General features: G+C 73.2%; 12 protein-coding genes and 2 pseudogenes. 4 read left to right on the forward strand and 10 right to left on the reverse strand.

The features are described from left to right. Positions 1–86 precede the first annotated feature (86 nt). The gene (locus OG946_RS16140; protein WP_326796804.1) at positions 87–428 is read left to right on the forward strand and encodes a VOC family protein; all 342 of its coding nucleotides are present in this window, start codon (positions 87–89) and stop codon (positions 426–428) included. Positions 429–497: 69 nt separating this feature from the next. Here OG946_RS16140 and OG946_RS16145 read toward each other — a convergent pair whose 3' ends face one another. After that, on the reverse strand, positions 498–1,043 hold the full coding sequence (locus OG946_RS16145; protein ID WP_326796805.1) for a hypothetical protein: 546 nt from the start codon (positions 1,041–1,043) through the stop codon (positions 498–500). Positions 1,044–1,149: 106 nt separating this feature from the next. Beyond that, the gene (locus tag OG946_RS16150; RefSeq protein ID WP_326796806.1) at positions 1,150–3,714 is read right to left on the reverse strand and encodes a polysaccharide lyase family 8 super-sandwich domain-containing protein; all 2,565 of its coding nucleotides are present in this window, start codon (positions 3,712–3,714) and stop codon (positions 1,150–1,152) included. A gap of 118 nt (positions 3,715–3,832) precedes the next feature. Between OG946_RS16150 and OG946_RS16155 the strand changes: the two are divergent. From OG946_RS16155 to OG946_RS16165, 3 genes and pseudogenes are all read left to right on the forward strand, one after another. Next, positions 3,833–4,244: pseudogene (locus OG946_RS16155) on the forward strand (superoxide dismutase); the annotation flags it as partial. Between the two features lie 219 nt (positions 4,245–4,463). Continuing rightward, positions 4,464–5,744 carry a DNA methyltransferase gene (locus tag OG946_RS16160; protein WP_326796807.1) on the forward strand — a complete coding sequence of 427 codons (1,281 nt, stop codon included), beginning with the start codon at positions 4,464–4,466 and terminating at the stop codon, positions 5,742–5,744. A 151-nt stretch (positions 5,745–5,895) separates the two neighbouring features. Next, complete coding sequence (locus tag OG946_RS16165; RefSeq protein ID WP_326796808.1) at positions 5,896–7,980, forward strand: S9 family peptidase; 2,085 nt, start codon at positions 5,896–5,898, stop codon at positions 7,978–7,980. 85 nt (positions 7,981–8,065) lie between these two features. Here the strand turns inward: OG946_RS16165 and OG946_RS16170 are convergent. From OG946_RS16170 to OG946_RS16205, 8 genes and pseudogenes are all read right to left on the reverse strand, one after another. After that, positions 8,066–8,773 (reverse strand): annotated as a pseudogene (locus OG946_RS16170) (SURF1 family protein); the annotation flags it as partial. A gap of 67 nt (positions 8,774–8,840) precedes the next feature. After that, the gene (locus OG946_RS16175) at positions 8,841–10,250 is read right to left on the reverse strand and encodes a hypothetical protein (protein WP_326796809.1); all 1,410 of its coding nucleotides are present in this window, start codon (positions 10,248–10,250) and stop codon (positions 8,841–8,843) included. A 122-nt stretch (positions 10,251–10,372) separates the two neighbouring features. Beyond that, the gene (locus tag OG946_RS16180; protein ID WP_101423656.1) at positions 10,373–10,936 is read right to left on the reverse strand and encodes a SigE family RNA polymerase sigma factor; all 564 of its coding nucleotides are present in this window, start codon (positions 10,934–10,936) and stop codon (positions 10,373–10,375) included. 320 nt (positions 10,937–11,256) lie between these two features. Next, positions 11,257–12,528 carry an aspartate kinase gene (locus tag OG946_RS16185; protein WP_326796810.1) on the reverse strand — a complete coding sequence of 424 codons (1,272 nt, stop codon included), beginning with the start codon at positions 12,526–12,528 and terminating at the stop codon, positions 11,257–11,259. A gap of 262 nt (positions 12,529–12,790) precedes the next feature. After that, positions 12,791–13,453 (reverse strand): DUF5063 domain-containing protein, encoded by a 663-nt coding sequence (locus OG946_RS16190; RefSeq protein ID WP_326796811.1) that lies wholly within the window; start codon positions 13,451–13,453, stop codon positions 12,791–12,793. 110 nt (positions 13,454–13,563) lie between these two features. Continuing rightward, a complete protein-coding gene (gene recR / locus OG946_RS16195; RefSeq protein ID WP_047016582.1) occupies positions 13,564–14,163 on the reverse strand; it encodes a recombination mediator RecR in 600 nt (199 codons plus the stop codon). Positions 14,164–14,309: 146 nt separating this feature from the next. Next, positions 14,310–14,645 (reverse strand): YbaB/EbfC family nucleoid-associated protein, encoded by a 336-nt coding sequence (locus OG946_RS16200; RefSeq protein ID WP_125935714.1) that lies wholly within the window; start codon positions 14,643–14,645, stop codon positions 14,310–14,312. A gap of 235 nt (positions 14,646–14,880) precedes the next feature. Next, on the reverse strand, positions 14,881–17,169 hold the full coding sequence (locus OG946_RS16205) for a DNA polymerase III subunit gamma and tau (RefSeq protein WP_326796812.1): 2,289 nt from the start codon (positions 17,167–17,169) through the stop codon (positions 14,881–14,883). Positions 17,170–17,246 lie beyond the last annotated feature (77 nt).

The raw sequence follows: 17,246 nt of genomic DNA on the forward strand, positions 1-17,246 counted from the left end.
AGGGTGCCGGGCAACCACCGCGCCAGCGGCCTTCAGGGGCTGGCGGCCCGGGGGCGCTGTCAGTGGCGGTCCCTACGATGGCCGGCATGAGCGTCGATCTCTTCGCCTGCATCTCCGTACGGGACTTCCCGGCCGCGCTGAGCTGGTACGAGCGCCTGCTCGGCACGCCGCCGGCCTTCGTGGCGTCCCCCGACGAGGTGGTGTGGGAGCTGGCGGAGCACCGCTCGCTGGCCGTCGAGCACCGCCCGGAGCACGCGGGGCACGCGCTCACCACCGTCTTCGTCGGCGACTTCGACGAGCGAGTGGCCGCGATAGCCGCGCGCGGGCTGGAGCCGGTGCAGCGGGAGACGTACGGCAACGGCGTGCGCAAGGCGGTGTACCGCGACCCGGACGGCAACGAGATCGGCTTCGGCGGCGCCCCGGAGTAACGCCGGGAGCCGTCACAGGCCCACGTCGCGGCCGCGGTAGTCCTCCAGGGTCTCGCGGCGGACCAGGTGTCAGGCCGGCGGGCGGCGGTGCGTCCAGAGGTCCAGCGGCGGGGTCGGCGGCACCGGGTGGAGGCTGCCCGTTCTGGTCCAGCCCCAGGTCTGGTACGCCGCGCCCGCCGCCGCGTTGTCCTGCGGCAGCAGCGCCACCGCGGGGGACGGCGCCCAGCGGGCCAGCAGGTGCTGCTGCAGCCGGGTAGCGATGTGCCGGCGGCGCTGGTCGGGCACCACCATCAGCTCCGCCACCACGAACGCCCGCGCGGACGAGGTGACTTCCGCGAGCGCCAGCGGCGGCCCCTCAGGGAAGTCCGGCCACCACACGCCCGAGCGGTCCGCCCGGAACCCGTACGCGCAGCCCACCGGGCGGTCGCCCCCGGCCAGCACCATCTCGAACCCCGGCCGCTGCACGTGGTCTTCGAGCCGGCGCAGGAAGCCCTCCCGCTCCGGCGCCACCCCGCCGACCGCGCCGTTGTACGACGCGACGTAGACGTCCGCGACGGCCTCGCGCTGCGTGTCCGCCTGCCACCGGCTCAGGCCACGTAAGAACAACTCGGACACTCGTCCTCCCCCGGTCCGGCCGGCCGCGACCGGCCCGAGCCCCTGTGACCACAGAGTAGACCGGCCGACCGTCGTGCACATGACCCCGAACCGGACGACCTGCCGCCTACGTCTCCAGGCTCACCGTCAGGCTCCTGCCGTACGCGTGATGCGTGTCCACCACCAGCTTCGTCCCACCGGCCACCCGGCTGACCCGGATCCCGTCGTCCCCCGCGGCCTTCCGCAGCGGCTGCCCGCGCAGCACCACGGTGACCGTGTCGCGGTCCATCGTCGGGTCCGCCACGGCCACCCCCACACGTCCGTCGTCCCCGGTCCTTACGAGCACCGAGGCAGGCCCGTCGATGCTCAGCCCCGCGGTGTCGTGGCTGCCGGGGGTGAAGGAGTTGGCGGCCTCCAGGCGGAGGCCGGAGTGGCGGACGGCCTGGAGGCGCGGGGAGTTGGCGGTCACGGTGAGCGGGCCGCGGCCGCGGTACGTGTCCAACTGCTCGGCGGAGGCGTGCGGCACCAGCGCGTACGCCAGGCGCGCGAGCCCGTGCCGCGGCTCGTGGTCGACGGTGGCGCTGAACACGGTGCGCGTCACCGCCGTGTCCGGATTGCCGGTGCGTACGACGCGGCGGCTGCGCGTGACGTCCTCCAGCCCGACCCGTACGCGGGGCGCGTCCAGGAAGACGTACCCGACGGCCGTGCCCTCCGCGGCGTCCGCGTAGCGCAGCCAGCTCAGTTCGGCCGTGCCGGGACCCTCCCAGGCGCGGCCGTCGCGGCGCGCGCCGGTGACGGTGACGGCGGCGGAGGGGTCCGCGGTGCGGGCGTCGACGGTCGTGGTCACCGTGCGCCCGGCGGGGTCGCCGACGCCGGCGGCGAGGACGACGATCTCGTCGTCGAGCATGAACCACGACTTGGTGGCGGTCGCGTTGCGGTAGACGACGAAGTCGTCGGGGAGGCGTTCGCGTTCGGCGTACGCGACGTCGTCGGACTGCACCATCGCGGACGTGCCGTACGCGCCGAGGACGGCGCCGCCGGAGTGGCGGTTGGTGCCGCGCGGGAAGTAGACGTAGGTGTTCTGCGACTCGGAGGACGAGGTGAAGTTCAGCGGGTGCCCGGGGTTGTCGTACCAGAGCTTGCCGTCGTAGAGCTCCGGTACGGTGCCGCGCCGCTCGACGGGCGCGGTGGCGCCGGCGAGGCCGTAGGGGGAGACGACCGTGTAGTAGTCGACGCCGTACGCGCGCGTCTGGTCCTGCCCGGAGAGGTACAGGTAGTACGCGCCGTCGCCCTGGAACCAGGGCATCAGGTTCTCGCCGCTCATGTACTCGTACTTGCTGATGCGGTCCGAACTGCGCGCGAGCGCGAACGCGAAGCCGGGGCGGCGGTGGACGTGCTTGTCCATGGCGTTGTAAGCGACGCTGCGCGCGGCCGGGTTGAGGTCGGCGGGCGGGAGGGCCTCGTCGCCGACGATGTCGGCGTAGCGCACCACGCTGACGGGGGAGACGAACCCTGTGGGGTCGAGGGCGGCGCGCGAGGTGGCGCGGATGTGCTTGACGTAACTCTTGAGCGCGGCGGCCTCGGCTCCGGCCGCGTAGTCGGCGAGGTCGACGACGGCCTCGACGACGGTGGCGACGTCGGTGTAGCCGGAGGTCGTGCGGACGACGGAGCGGCCCTTGACTATCTCCATCATCCAGCCCTCGAAGATCAGCGGCGCGAAGCCGTCGCGCACCCAGCGCTGCACGACGGGCACGAGCGCGCCGGTGTTCGCGAAGCCCGTGCCGTCGAGGATCTTGAGCGTCTGGACGACGCGGGTGAGCAGCGCCCTGCCGTACGAGCCGGTGTACGCGACGGAGTGGTGCTGGATGAACGAGCCGTCGGCGTAGTAGCCGTCGGTGTTGCCGTGGCGGATGTCGTACGGGTCGATGGTGGCGAAGACGGTGAGCTGGTCTTCGAGCGCCCTGGCGATGCGCGCCTCGCCGCCGGTCTCCTGGGCGGCGGCGAGCAGGGCGCCCTGGATGATGCGGTTGGTGGTGATGTCGGCGAGGTTGGCGCCGGTGTGGAAGCGGGAGTCGAGATCGACGTCCCCGTCCTTGCCGTTGCGGAGGTACGCGTCCATGGAGGCGACGTACGTCGTGAGCAGCCCCGCGGGGACGGCGCCTGGAACGTCGGCGAGGAGCGCGAAGGTCTTGCCGACGTGGGTGGAGATCGCGATCTCCCAGTTGTGCCAGTTGCCGTAGTAACCCCGGGCCTGGTCGCCGTAGTAGCGCTCGTGCAGCCACACCAGGCCCTCGACGGCGCGGCGCTGGGCGGCGGTGTCGCCGTGGAGGCCGCCGCCGGGGGCGCGGGTGGCGAGGGCGATCTCGTAGAGCATGCGGTACGAGGTGGCGAGGTTGACGTCGCTGGTGCCGAGGGGGACGCCGGCGAACAACTCGCCGGTGGCGGTGCCGGTGTCGGCCATCGCGGCGAGGTTGGCGCGGGCGGTGGCGTGGAGGGCGGCGACCTTGGCGGCGGCCTCGGGGCGGGCGTTGATCTCGGCGGTGCCGGCGAAGACGGCGCGAGTGTTCGCGAGGAGGAGGGCGGGGTCCGCGGCTGCGGCGCTCCCGGCGGCGAAGCCCGTACGGGCCGGAAGGACCGCCAGCAGGCCGGCGGCGGGCAGGGTGGACAGCAGGCGTCTGCGGGTGAACTCCATGGGGTCCTCCCCCGGTGCGTTGGGGCACTGGCAGCCGGAGTCAAGCAGATGGGGGAGGTGCCGACAAGCGCTTGCGTGCCCGCACCGGGAGATCGCGCCCGGGGATCGCACCGGGTGCGAACTGCACCACGCCAAGCACCACGCGGCCTACGTCAAGGGCGCCAACGACACGCTGGAGCAGCTCGCCGAGGCGCCCCGACGGCGCCCTCGGCGACGCCATCGAGGAGCACCTGGGCGGCTTCGAGGCGTTCCGGAAGCAACTGAGCGCGGCCACCGCCTCGGTGCAGGGCTCGGGCTGGGGCGTCCTGGCGTGGGAGCCGCTGGGCAAGTGCCTGATCGTCGAACAGGTCTACGACCACCACGGCAACGTCGGCCAGGGCAGCGCCCCGCTGCCGGTCTTCGACGCCTGGGAGCACGCGTACTACCTGCAGTACAAGAACGTCCGCCCCGACTACGTCCAGAAGCTGTGGGACCTCGTGAACTGGGACGACGTCGCTGCGCGGTACGCGGAGGCGACCGCGCGCGGCTGACAATCAGACATATTCGGCGGAGGTTTCACGGGAAACACCGCCAGAAGACGACCGGCCGCTCCCCCGTGTACGCGAGGGGGCGGCCGCCGCGTACGGCGTGCGTCGCACGGCAGTGCGGTTTCGTTCCGTACGACCAGACTTGCCGGTTCCCGCCGGGTGACGGGCCGCGGCCCACTACGATCCACGCTACCCCCCACCCCCATCGGCGAGAGCGAGAGCATGCGGTCGGACACGCGTCAGAACGCGCACCTCACCTACCGCGCCAACGCGGGCGCCGGCCGCCACGGCTGGCTCCGGCTGACCCCCGCCTACTCCGTGAGCCTCGTGCGCCGCTACGCCGCCGAGATGCCGCCCGGCTCCGTCGTCACCGACCCCTTTTCCGGCACCGGCACCACGCCGCTCGCCGCCGCCGAGCACGGGCTGACGGGGCAGTCGCTGGACGTGAACCCCTTCCTGATCTGGCTGGGCAAGATGAAGACGGCCGCATACGAGCCGGATCATCTGCGCGAGACCCGGCGGGCGCTCGCGCCGCTGGTGCACCGCGCCGAGGAGTTATTGCCGGAGGCCAGCGAGCTGTGGCAGCCGGAGCTGCACAACATCGGGCGCTGGTGGGCGCGGAGCGCGCTGGACGCGCTGAAGGCGATACGCCGGGCGCTGGACGTCGCGGCGGGCGCGCTGCCGCCGGGCGGGCGTGACCTGCTGGACGTGGCCTTTTGCCGGACGCTGATCGCGTCGAGCAACGCGGCGTTCAACCACCAGAGCATGTCCTTCAAGGAGGAACAGGCGGGCGACGACAGCGCCCTCCAGGTACTCGACCCCGACGCCGCGCGGGCCGTGCTGGAGACCTTCCGCCGCGAGGCCGGCACCACCCTCGCGAACGCCGCGACCCCGCTGCCCGGCACGGCGCGCGTCCTGTACGGCGACTCCCGCGACATGCAGCCCGCCGCCGGCCGGCTCACGCCCTGCGACCTGCTGCTGACCTCGCCGCCGTACGTGAACCGCATGTCGTACATCCGCGAGCTGCGCCCGTACATGTACTGGATGCGGCACCTGCGGCGGGCGGAGGACGCGGGCCGGCTGGACTGGCAGGCGATCGGCGGCACCTGGGGCGCGGCCACCTCGCGCGTACGGGCCTGGCGCCCGCCGGGTCCCGACGCCGAGGGGGTGCCGGAGCCGGTCGCGGGCGAGCTGGCCGGGACGCAGGCGGCGATCCGCCGGGACGGCGGGCGGAACGGGCCGCTGCTGGCGAACTACGTCGGCAAGTACATGCATGACATGTGGGGGCACTTCCGGGCGGCGTACAAGAACGTGCGCGGCGGCGGGCGGGTGGTCTACGTGATCGGCAACTCGACCTTCTACGGGAACCAGGTGCCGGCCCAGGAGTGGTACGCGGCGCTGCTGCGCGAGGTGGGCTTCGCGGGGGTCGAGGTGGAGGTGATCCGCAAACGGAACAGCAACAAGGCGCTGTTCGAGTACGCGGTGTCTGGCGGGCGGGCGTAGGGCTCGCGGCTGCCGGGGGCGGGCGCGGCCGGTCCGTGAGGGCCGGGGGGCGGCGGTGCGCGGCGGTGGTGGTTTATCCACAACTGGGGAGTAATCCACAGATTGGCGCTGCGGACGCCGACGGGCCGGGCCGAGGACGCAGAATGTCGGCATGAGCGAGATCGACGGGGGCAAGGCGGGACGTGCCGGTGACGACGCGAGCGTCGGCGGCGAGGGCTACGGAGACAGCGGGGTCGGCGGAATCGGCGGGGGCCGGGGAAGCGGCGGGGCCTGGGGAAGCGGCGGGGACGGGACGGGCGGCGAGGCAGGCGGCGGCGAGGCGGCCGGCGGCGAGGCAGGCGCCGGCTCCGGCGGTGCCGCGGACGGGGCCCCGGCGTGGGAGCGGCGGTTCCGGGCGCCGCGGATCAGCCTGCCCGGGTGGGCGGAGGACGCGCCGGATCGCGCGCTCTACGTGTCGAACGTGACGGGCACGTTCGAGCTGTACGCCTGGGACCGCCGCACGGGCGGCGTCCGCCAGGTCACCGACCGGCCGAACGGCACGACGGACGGCGCGCTGACGCCGGACGGCGAGTGGGTGTGGTGGTTCTGCGACACCGACGGAGACGAGTTCGGCGTGTGGCGGCGGCAGCCCTTCGCGGGCGCCGCCCCGGGGCAGGACCGGGCGGCGGCGCCGGGGCTGCCGGCGGCGTACTCGGCGGGGCTCGCGCTCGGGCGGGACGGCACGGCGGTGGTCGGCCGGTCCACGGAGGAGACGGGGACGACGATCCACCTCGTCCGGCCCGGCGGCGAGCCCAGCGAGATCTACCGGCACCGGGAGTCCGCCGGCGTCGGCGACCTCTCGCACGACGGCAGGCTGCTCGCCATCGAGCACACCGAGCACGGCGACGCGATGCACGCCGCCCTGCGGGTGCTGCGGCTCGGCGGCGCCCCCGGCGGTGACCCGCTGGTCGCCGAGCTGGACGACACCAAGGGCGGCAGGGAGGAACTGGGCCTGGAGGTGCTGGGCTTCGCCCCGGTGGCGGGCGACGCGCGGCTGCTCGTCGGACACCAGCGGCGCGGCCGCTGGGAGCCGATGATCTGGGACCCGGTCACGGGTCAGTCCCGGGAGCTGGAGTTCGACCTGCCGGGGGACGTGTCGGCGGAGTGGTATCCGGACGGCAGCGCGCTGCTCGTCCTGCATACGTACCAGGCGCGCAGCGAGCTGTGGCGGTACGGGCTGGAGGGCGCCGACTCCGGCGCCATGACCCGGATCGAGACCCCGCCGGGGACGATCTCGGGGGCGACGGCCCGGCCGGACGGCACGGTGGAGTTCCACTGGTCGTCGGGCGCGGAGCCGCCGCAGGTGCGGTCCGCCCAGGGAGCCGTGGTGGTGCAGCCGCCGGGGCCGGCGGCGCCGCGCTCGGTGCCGGTGGAGGACGCCTGGGTGGACGGGCCGGGCGGGCGGATCCACGCGCTGGTGCAGCGGCCGCCGGGCGAGGGCCCGTTCCCCTGCGTGTTCGACGTGCACGGCGGCCCCACGTGGCAGGACAGCGACGCCTTCGCGGCCGGCCCCGCGGCCTGGGTCGATCACGGCTTCGCCGTCGTCCGCGTCAACTACCGCGGCTCCACCGGCTACGGCCGGGAGTGGACCGACGCGCTCAAGCACCGGGTGGGCCTCATCGAGCTGGAGGACATCGCGGCGGTGCGGGAGTGGGCCGTCGCCTCCGGCCTCGCGGACCCGGAGCGGCTGGTCGTCGGCGGCGGCTCGTGGGGCGGTTATCTGGCGCTGCTCGCCCTCGGCACGCAGCCGGACGTCTGGGCGCTGGGCCTGTCGGCGGTGCCCGTCGCGGACTACGTCGCGGCGTACGAGGACGAGATGGAGGCCCTGAAGGCGATGGACCGCACGCTGATGGGCGGGTCGCCGGAGGACGTCCCCGAGCGCTACGCCGCGTCGTCACCCCTGACGTACGTGGACGAGGTGCGGGCGCCGGTCTTCATCTCCGCGGGGGTCAACGATCCGCGGTGCCCGATCCGGCAGGTGGAGAACTACGTCGGACGGCTGGCCGAGCGCGGGCACCCGCACGAGGTGTATCGCTACGACGCGGGGCACGGCTCGCTGGTCGTGGACGAGCGGATCAAGCAGTTGAGGCTGGAGCTCGACTTCGTTCGCCGTCATCTGCTTCCCGACCTGGCTCCGCGGCCGCAGCAGCCGGATCCGGAGCCCCGGGACCGCCCTCGTCAGGATCGGGGGAGGTGAGGCCGAGGGCCGTGTCGCGCGCGACCTCCGCCTCGCGGCGGAAGAGCCGGTACCACATGAAGATCACGAAGCCGGCGAAGACGAACCACTGGGCCGTGTAGCCGAGGTTCTGGAACGCCTTCAGGTCGAGTCCGCTGCCCTGCGGGACCTCGGCGGGGACGGGCTGCATCCCGCCGTCGGCCTCGAAGAGGGTGATCCAGGCCGCGGAGACCTGCTCGTCCACGACGTTGACCAGCGCCGCGGCGCTGATCATGCCGACCTGGCCGCGGGGCAGCCCGCCCTCGGTGTGCACGCCGGGGGAGCCCTGGTGCTCGGACGCCTGGAGGGCACCGGTGACGGTGACCTCGCCTGCGGGCGGCTCGGGTGCCTTCGCCGGGTCGGCCTCGCCGGGCAGCCAGCCGCGCAGGACGGGAACGGAGGTGGTACGGGCCCCGGCGTCGCCGTCGCCGCCGTCGTCGCCCACGGGGGCGTCGGTGCGCAGGAGGGTCAGGACGTAGAAGCCGGTCTCGCCGTCGAGGGTGCGGTCGGGGACGAGGAGTTGAGGGCCGTAACGCCCGGTGACGGTGGCCGCGTCGCCGGTGGTCTCCTGGGTCACGGGCAGCAGCTCGGCCATCGGCCGGCCGTCGATGCCGTCGGCGGCGCGGTCCTGCTGCTCCTGCTGTTCCTGGTGGGTGTCCACGCGCGTCTCGAAGCGGCTCATCTGCCAGCTGCCCATGACCAGGCAGACCGGGATGGCGAGTGCGGCGAGGACGTTGACGACCCACCACCGGGGCGTCAGCAGGAACCGGTACACGCCTCCACGGTACGGCCTCCCCCGCGGCCGTCCCGCCCAGGGGGCGGGATCGGGGCCGGGGTACGGGTCAGGCGCCCGGGAGCGGTTCGGTGTAGTAGACGGTGCCGGCGCAGGCGTTCTGGACCGTGACGCTGGCCACGGCGGAGGAGTCGGCCTCCGGCGAGTGGGTCAGGGTGACGGAGCCGTCCGTCGTGCCGTCGCCCTCGCCCGGCTCGCCGGTGCCGCCGGTGTCGCCGCCGGTCTCGGTCCCCTGGTCGGTCTCGGACTGCGTCTCGTCCGGCGACGACTGCGTGTCGTCGGTGGGGTCCGGGGTCGGCGTGGTGGCGGTGGTGGTGCAGCCGCCGTCGGTGCTGGTCTCCGGCACCCAGGCGAACTCCACCACGTACGACTCGTTGGGCGCGAGCACCAGCGCGCCGGCCGCCTCCGGCGCCGGCAGCAGGTCCGTGGCGGCGTCGCCGACGGTGTGCGTACGGGTGTCGACCGCGCTCGCGCTCGCCGCGCCGAACGTACCGCCCACCCGGACTCCCTCCGACGACTCGACCACGCAGGCGGTGGTGGAGACGTTGGTGACGGTGAAGGACCCGGTGACCCGGCCCGCCTCGTCCGGCGTGCCGCTCGCCGCGACAGGCTCGCTGATCTGCGTCGGCGCGCACGGCTCCGTGGCGGCCGTCCCCTCGGAGCCGCCGGTCGGGGCGGCGGTGTTCTCGTCGTGCCCGGGGCTCTCGGTCTTCTCTTCCTTGTCGCTCGGCTCCTTGCTGCCGGCGGTGGCATCCGAGTCGTTGCCCTCGACGGCGCCGCCCCCGCCCTGCTGCCCGGCGCCGGGCAACTGGCTGTTGGCGATGTCCTGGCGCGGGTTCTTCTCGCTGGTCGAGCCGGCGACGTTCATCAGCGCCGGCACCGAGAGCGCCAGCGCGACCACCGCGACCGCGGCGACGGCGACCAACTGGCGGCGGCGCGTACGCCGCGCGGGCACGGCCCGCTGGAGGTACTGCAGCGTGCCGGGCGCCGGCTCCAGGCCGTCGACGGCAGAGTGCAGCAGCAGCCGCAGCTCGTCCTCGCCGCCCGCGTCGTCGCCGCCGTCCCCGTCGCCGTAGCCACCGGTCCACCGCGGGATCCCGGCCCCGCCGGAACCGCCCGCACCACCCGAGCCGACCGCACTACCGGAGCCGGCCGCACTACCCGCACCGTCCGAGCCGTCCGGCTCGCGACGACGGTCCAGACCACCAGGGCCGTCCAGCCCCTCCGTACCACCGGACGCGGCAGCACCATCGGAGCCGGCAGCACCGCCCGGCTCGCCCGAGCCTGAGCCAGCGCCGGCCCCCTTCGACGTACCCGCCGCGCCCTGCACCTTCGCCCCGTCATCCGGCCGCCCCGCGGCCCCGGGCTCAGAAGCCCCGGGCACCGAAGCCTCCGGCACCGCCGCCGTCACCTCGTCCGAACCCGCCGGAACCTCCGGCAGCTCCGCCGTCTCCGCCACGTCCACTGCCCCACGTCCGCGCTCGGACCCGGCCCCGGACCCGGACGACCCGGCGGACCCCGACCCGCCGGATCCCTCGGATCCCCGCTCCCACGGCGGCCCCGATCCGTAGAAACGCTCGCTCATGCCCGCGCTCCCATGGCTGTTCGCAGTGCGGCGATGCCCCGGGAGCCGTACGCCTTGACGGAACCGAGCGAGATGCCCAGCGCCTCGGCCACCTGAGCTTCGGTCATGTCCGCGAAGTAACGCAGCACGAGCACCTCGCGCTGCCGGCGCTGCAGCCCGCGCATCGCCTGGATCAATTGGTCGCGCTCCAACTGTTCGTACGCACCCTCTTCCGCGCTGGCCATGTCGGGCATGGGCTTGGAGAGCAGCTTCAGCCCGGTGATGCGCCGACGGAGCGCGGAACGTGACAGGTTGACGACCGTCTGCCGCAGATAGGCGAGGGTCTTGTCCGGGTCCTTGACCCGCTTACGCGCCGAGTGCACGCGGATGAAGGCCTCCTGCACCACGTCCTCGCAGGAAGCAAGGTCGTCGAGCAGCAGCGCGGCGAGACCGAGCAGCGACCGGTAGTGGGTCTGGTACGTCTCGGTGAGGTGGTCGACGCTGGTGCCCTCCGCCATGGCGTCGTCAGCGTCTGCCGCGGACTTCTTCTCGGCAGGCCGCGCCGACCACGGCGCGATCACCGGCAGTCCCCGGGACGCCGCGGAGGAACCGGGGCGCAGCGCGGGGCCGGCCGGAAGGGTCGCAATGCTGAGTGCCTCTGCCACGCCTGTTTGACACGCCGACCCCTGTCAAGGTTGTACGCGCACGGCGGCAACGACGGTCGTGTTACCGCGCGTACTGCCATGCCCACTCCCTCGCTACCCGTGCGGCCGGCCAATGCGGGCAGGGACAGAGACGCTTCGCGGCGCCGCCGCGGTTGCAGACGGCGCAAACCGAAATCGTCGGATGGCAAGGGTATTCGGCGCAAGCGGTATGGACTAACGGATCGATGACGACTGGCTCAACGGCCCGTGCCGCCGTAGACGACCGCCTCGTCGCTCTCGCTGTCGAGACCGAACGCCGTGTGCACGGCCCGCACCGCGTCCTTGACCACGTCCTCGCGGGTCACCACCGAGATCCGGATCTCCGAGGTGGAGATCAGCTCGATGTTGACGCCGGCGTTGGACAGCGCCTCGAAGAAGGTGGCCGTGACGCCGGGGTGCGAGCGCATGCCGGCGCCGACGAGGGAGATCTTGCCGACCTGGTCGTCGTAGCGCAGCGACTCGAAGCCGATCGACGGCTGCGCCTTGGTCAGCAGCTCCATCGCGCGGTGGCCGTCGGTCTTGGGCAGGGTGAAGGAGATGTCGGTCAGGCCGGTGGCGGCGGCCGAGACGTTCTGCACCACCATGTCGATGTTGATCTCGGCGTCCGCAATCGCCCGGAAGATGGCGGCGGCCTCGCCCGGCTTGTCCGGGACCCCGACCACCGTGATCTTCGCCTCGGAGACGTCGTGCGCGACTCCGGAGATGATCGCGTGCTCCATGCCTTCTGCTCCCTCGGAGATATTGCCTACCCAGGTGCCCGGGTGCCCCGAGAACGAGGAGCGGACATGAATGGGCATGTTGTACCGGCGGGCGTACTCGACGCAGCGGTGCAGCAGGACCTTCGATCCGCTGGTGGCCAGTTCGAGCATGTCCTCGTACGGGATCCGGTCGATCTTACGGGCCTTCTTCACCACCCGCGGATCGGCGGTGAACACGCCGTCCACGTCGGTGTAGATCTCGCAGACCTCCGCCTCCAGCGCCACCGCGAGCGCCACCGCCGTGGTGTCCGAGCCGCCGCGGCCGAGCGTCGTGATGTCCTTGCTGTCCTGCGAAACACCCTGGAATCCGGCCACGATCGCGATGGCGCCCTTGTCCACCGCCTCCTGGATCCGGCCGGGCGTCACGTCGATGATCCGCGCCTTGTTGTGCACGGCGTCGGTGATCACACCCGCCTGGCTGCCGGTGAACGACAGCGCCTCGTGACCGAGCTTCTTGATCGCCATCGCCAGCAGGGCCATGGAGATCCGCTCGCCCGAGGTGAGCAGCATGTCGAGTTCGCGGCCGGTCGGGATCGGCGAGACCTGCTCGGCGAGATCGATCAGCTCGTCCGTCGTGTCGCCCATCGCGGACACCACGACGACGACCTGGTGGCCCGCCTTCTTGGTCTCGACGATCCGCTTGGCGACGCGCTTGATGCCCTCGGCATCGGCGACGGAAGAGCCGCCGTACTTCTGCACGACAAGGCCCACGTGCGCTCCTCGCAATGGTGTTTCGGTCGGCTCAGTCTACCGAGCCGGCGGGTACGCCCAGGGCGGGCCGGCTCGGAGACGTACCTGCCCGGGAGCACCGCGGGCACACGGAAACGTAAGGCAGGTCACATCCGGAGCCCGAAAATCCGGGGCGCGAGGGCAGCGCGCGAACTCGGGGCGGGGGATCGGATCGGCACCCGGCGCGTGCGCACGGCGTACGCGACGCTGCACGCGCCCCGGCCCGTACGCCGCGCTCCCTGGCTCAGGTACGCCGCAGCCCCAGCGGCTCCGCGATCTCCGCCGCCATCACGCGGCCCGCCTCCTCCTCCAGCCGCCCGTCGTCCAGCGCGGCATCGCTGTCGGTGTCGAGCCCGTCCAGCTCCCCCAGGGGCGTGTCCAGCCGCACGTGGGCCACCAGCGACTGCAGCGCGCGCAGGCAGGCGCTCGCGGTCGGCCCCCAGTTGGACAGGTACGAGAACTGCCACCACCACAGCGCCTCGTTGACCCGCCCCGCCGCGTAGTGCGCGCGGCCGTGCCGCAGGTCGGTGATCACGTCGGCCAGGTCGTCGGAGATCCGGCTGGCGACGGGGGTGCTGCGCGGCACGTACGGGTCGAAGACCTCGGAGTAGACGTCCACCGGGTCCAGCAGCTCGGCGAACCGCTCGCGCAGCTCGTCCACGTCCGGCTCGGGGCCGGTGTCCGGCTCGTACCGCTCGTCCGGCACGAAGTCCTCGTGCGCCCCCAGCCGACCGCCGGCCAGCAGCAACTGCGAGACCTCCAGCAGCAGGAAGGGCACGGCGCTGTTCGGCTCGTCGCCCTTGGCGACCTCGGTGACGGCGACGATGAAGCTCTCGATCGAGTCGGCGATCTGGACCGCGAAGCTGTCCGGGTCCTGCGTCGCCTGGTGCGTGGTGGCGTCAGACATCGAGCAGACCTCCTCTGTCGGCGCCCCGCGCACCGGCAGGCCGCGTGCGGCGGCCTGCCGGGCTGCTGGGCGCTGCGCCGGGATCCAGCCGGCGGGCACGTGGTTCCGTTTCAGACATCGAGCAACCGCCTGCCTTCGAAGGCGCGGCCGAGGGTGACCTCGTCCGCGTACTCCAGATCGCCGCCGACGGGCAGACCGCTGGCCAGCCGGGTCACCTTCAGGCCCATGGCCTTGACCATGCGGGCCAGATACGTGGCCGTGGCCTCGCCTTCGAGGTTGGGGTCGGTGGCGAGGATCAGTTCGGTGACGGCGCCGTCCGCGAGCCGGGCGAGCAGCTCCCGTATCCGCAGGTCGTCCGGGCCGACGCCCTCGATGGGGCTGATCGCGCCGCCGAGCACGTGGTACCGCCCGCGGAACTCACGGGTCCGCTCGATGGCCACGACGTCCTTGGGCTCCTCGACCACGCACAGCACGGCCGGGTCGCGCCGCGGGTCGGCACAGATCCGGCAGTGCTCCTCCTGCGCGACGTTCCCGCAGACCGCACAGAACCGGACCTTCTCCTTCACCTCGGTCAGCGCATGCGCCAGCCGGCGGACGTCGGCCGGCTCGGCCTGCAGGATGTGGAAGGCGATGCGCTGCGCGCTCTTGGGACCGACGCCGGGCAGCCTGCCCAATTCGTCGATCAGATCCTGGACCACGCCTTCGTACACGCAACGCCTCTCTCGTGTCCGCTCTCCTGCACCAAGCTAGCCGCTACCGCCGGGTTCAACCCGCTTCGGGGGTGGCCTCCGGTTCCGGAACCCGGCAGATCCGGACGGCAGGAAACGGCCCCGCGGGACGACGGAAGAAGGAGGGGTCAGAAGGGCAGCCCCGGCATCCCGCCGAGCCCCTGCGCGAGCGGGCCGAGCCGCTCCTGCTGAAGCTGCTGCGCGGCGTTGTTCGCGTCCCGTACGGCCGCCACGACGAGGTCGGCCAGCGTCTCGGTGTCCTCGGGGTCGACGGCGCGCGGGTCGATCACCAGACCGGTCAGCTCACCGGAGCCGGTCACCGTGGCCTTCACCAGCCCGCCGCCCGCGGTCCCCTCGACCGGCGTCTCGGCCAGCTCCTGCTGGACGGACGCGAGCTCCTGCTGCATCTTCTGGGCCTGCTGCAGCAACTGCTGCATGTCGGGCTGGCCACCACCAGGCATCACGTCGCTCGCTCCTTGTCGCGCTACTGCAGTTCTCTGTGGCTACGTCTACGTCTTCTGCGTCTGCGTCGAGATCGCCGGCCGGTGTCAGGCCGGTCGTCCAGGCGAGCCTACGTTCTCAGCCGCCGCGCTGCCGTCCATCGCAGGGAGGACGCGCGCCACTTGGGTTGCCCCGCCGGGAGTCGCCGCTCCTCCCGCCGTCGTCATCCTTCCGGAGTACGCGGACGGGCGGGCCCGCCTAGTCGTGGCGGATCTCCTCTATGACGGTGGCACCCAGCTCGCGGACGATGAGGTCGTGGCCGGACAGGGCGGTGTCGACGAGGTCGGGGTCGTCGTCGCCGGGGATGTCATCCTCCAGCGGCGGCGGAGGGGGCCCTGGATCGGGGGGCGGCCCGGGGTCGGGCGGGGGCTGGCCGCCGGGGCGGGCCGATGCGGGCCGGGGCTGCTGGGGGGGAGCCGGCGCCGGTACGGAGGGCGCGGGCGAGGTCGTCTGTACGGACTGCCGCAACCCGGCACCGCCACCCCCGCCACCACCGCCGAACCCCCCGCCGCCGCCTCCGGGTCCGGGGCCGCCCGGCCCCGGACCCCCGCCGCCACCGGGCCCCGCCGCGGGCCCGCCGCCGGCACCGCCGGTCGGATCCACGATGGCCTCGACCTTCCACTGCACGTCGAACCGCTCCGCCATCACCTCGCGCAGCACCTCGTCGCTGCCGCCGTTGACGAAGCTGTCCCGGGCGCCGGCGTTCCCGAAGCCAAGCTGGAGGGTCCCGCCGTCGAACCCGGTGACCTGGGCGTTCTGGCTCAGCAGAATCCAGGTGAAGCGCCGCCGGTGCTTGACGGCCTCCAGGATGTCGGGCCACATCTGCCGCACGGAAGCGGCACCGGCGACCCCGCCCCCCTGCTGCGCGGGCACGCCCTGAGCCGTAGCGGCGGGGGCCTGCGCCGCCACAGGCGCGGGCGCGGGTGCCGCTGCGGGAGCAGGAGCCGGAGCAGGTGGCGGCGCGGGTGCTGGGCCCCCGGACGCGGCCGGGGCCCCACTCCCGGGCCAGGCCCCGGGCCGCCGTGCCTGCGGGCCACCGCCGGTGGAGGCGGGCGGCCCGGAGGGCACACCCCCGCCGGCGTCGACCGCAGGAGCGCCAGCCCCGGACCCAGCACCGGCCCCAGGCGCAGGCGCAGACCCAGCACCGGCCCCAGAACCACCGGTACCGGCACCGGGAGCCGGACCACCCCGCTCGGCAAGGGCGGCACGAGCAGCCCCGGCACCACCGCTGCCGGCACCGGGGGCATCCCCGCCCTCACCCCCACTCCCGCCAGGAGGCTGGTGGGCGTCCGGCCCGGGCACGTACCCCATGGTCGGCGGACCGGTCGAGGCGTTGCGCTCCAGGCGGTCAAGCCGGGCCATCACCGAGCGCTCGTCCCCGTACGCCCCGGGGAGCAGCACGCGCGCGCAGATCAGCTCGAGCTGCAGCCGGGGCGCGGTGGCGCCGCGCATCTCGGTCAGCCCCTCGTTCACGATGTCGGCCGCGCGGCTCAGCTCTGCCGCACCGAAGGTGTCGGCCTGGCGCCGCATCCGCTCCAGCACGTCCGCCGGAACGTCGATCAGCCCCTTGTCGCCTGCGTCCGGCACGGCGGCGAGGATCATGAGGTCCCGCAGCCGCTCCAGCAGGTCGGTGACGAACCGCCGCGGATCGTGCCCGCCCTCGATCACCTGCTCCACCACCGAGAACGCACCCGCCCCGTCACCCGCCGCGAAGGCGTCGACGACGGAGTCGAGCAGGGCGTCGTCCGTATACCCGAGGAGGGCGGTGGCCATGGCGTACGTCACACCCTGCTCGCCGGCACCGGCGAGCAGTTGGTCCATGACGGACATCGAGTCCCGCACGGAGCCGGCCCCGGCCCGTACGACCAGGGGCAGCACCGCGTCCTCGACGGGGATCGACTCGACGCGGCAGACGTCGGCGAGATAGTCGCGCAGGGTGCCGGGCGGGACGAGGCGGAAGGGATAGTGGTGGGTCCGGGACCGGATGGTCCCGATGACCTTCTCCGGCTCGGTCGTGGCGAAGATGAACTTCAGGTGCTCGGGCGGCTCCTCGACCACCTTCAGCAGGGCGTTGAACCCCGCGGAGGTGACCATGTGCGCCTCGTCGACGATGTAGATCTTGTACCGGCTGGCGGCGGGCCCGAAGAACGCCTTCTCGCGCAGCTCACGCGCATCGTCCACGCCGCCGTGCGATGCGGCGTCGATCTCGATGACGTCGATCGACCCCGGCCCGTTCCGCGCGAGGTCCCGGCACGACCGGCACTCCCCGCACGGCTCCGGCGTCGGCCCGCGCTCGCAGTTGAGACACCGGGCGAGGATGCGCGCGCTGGTCGTCTTCCCGCAGCCGCGTGGCCCGCTGAACAGATACGCGTGGTTGACCCGCCCGTTCCGCAGCGCCTGCTGCAGCGGGCCGGTCACGTGGTCCTGCCCGATGACCTCGCCGAAGGTCTCGGGTCGGTAGCGGCGGTAGAGAGCGAGCTGCGACACGACTACGACGATATCGGTGACCGCCGACAACGGCGCCCACCCACGAAAACCCCGCACCCGCCACCCCACCCCGGACA

It is taken from the genome of Streptomyces sp. NBC_01808 (genome assembly GCF_035917395.1).
GTDB lineage: Bacteria > Actinomycetota > Actinomycetes > Streptomycetales > Streptomycetaceae > Streptomyces.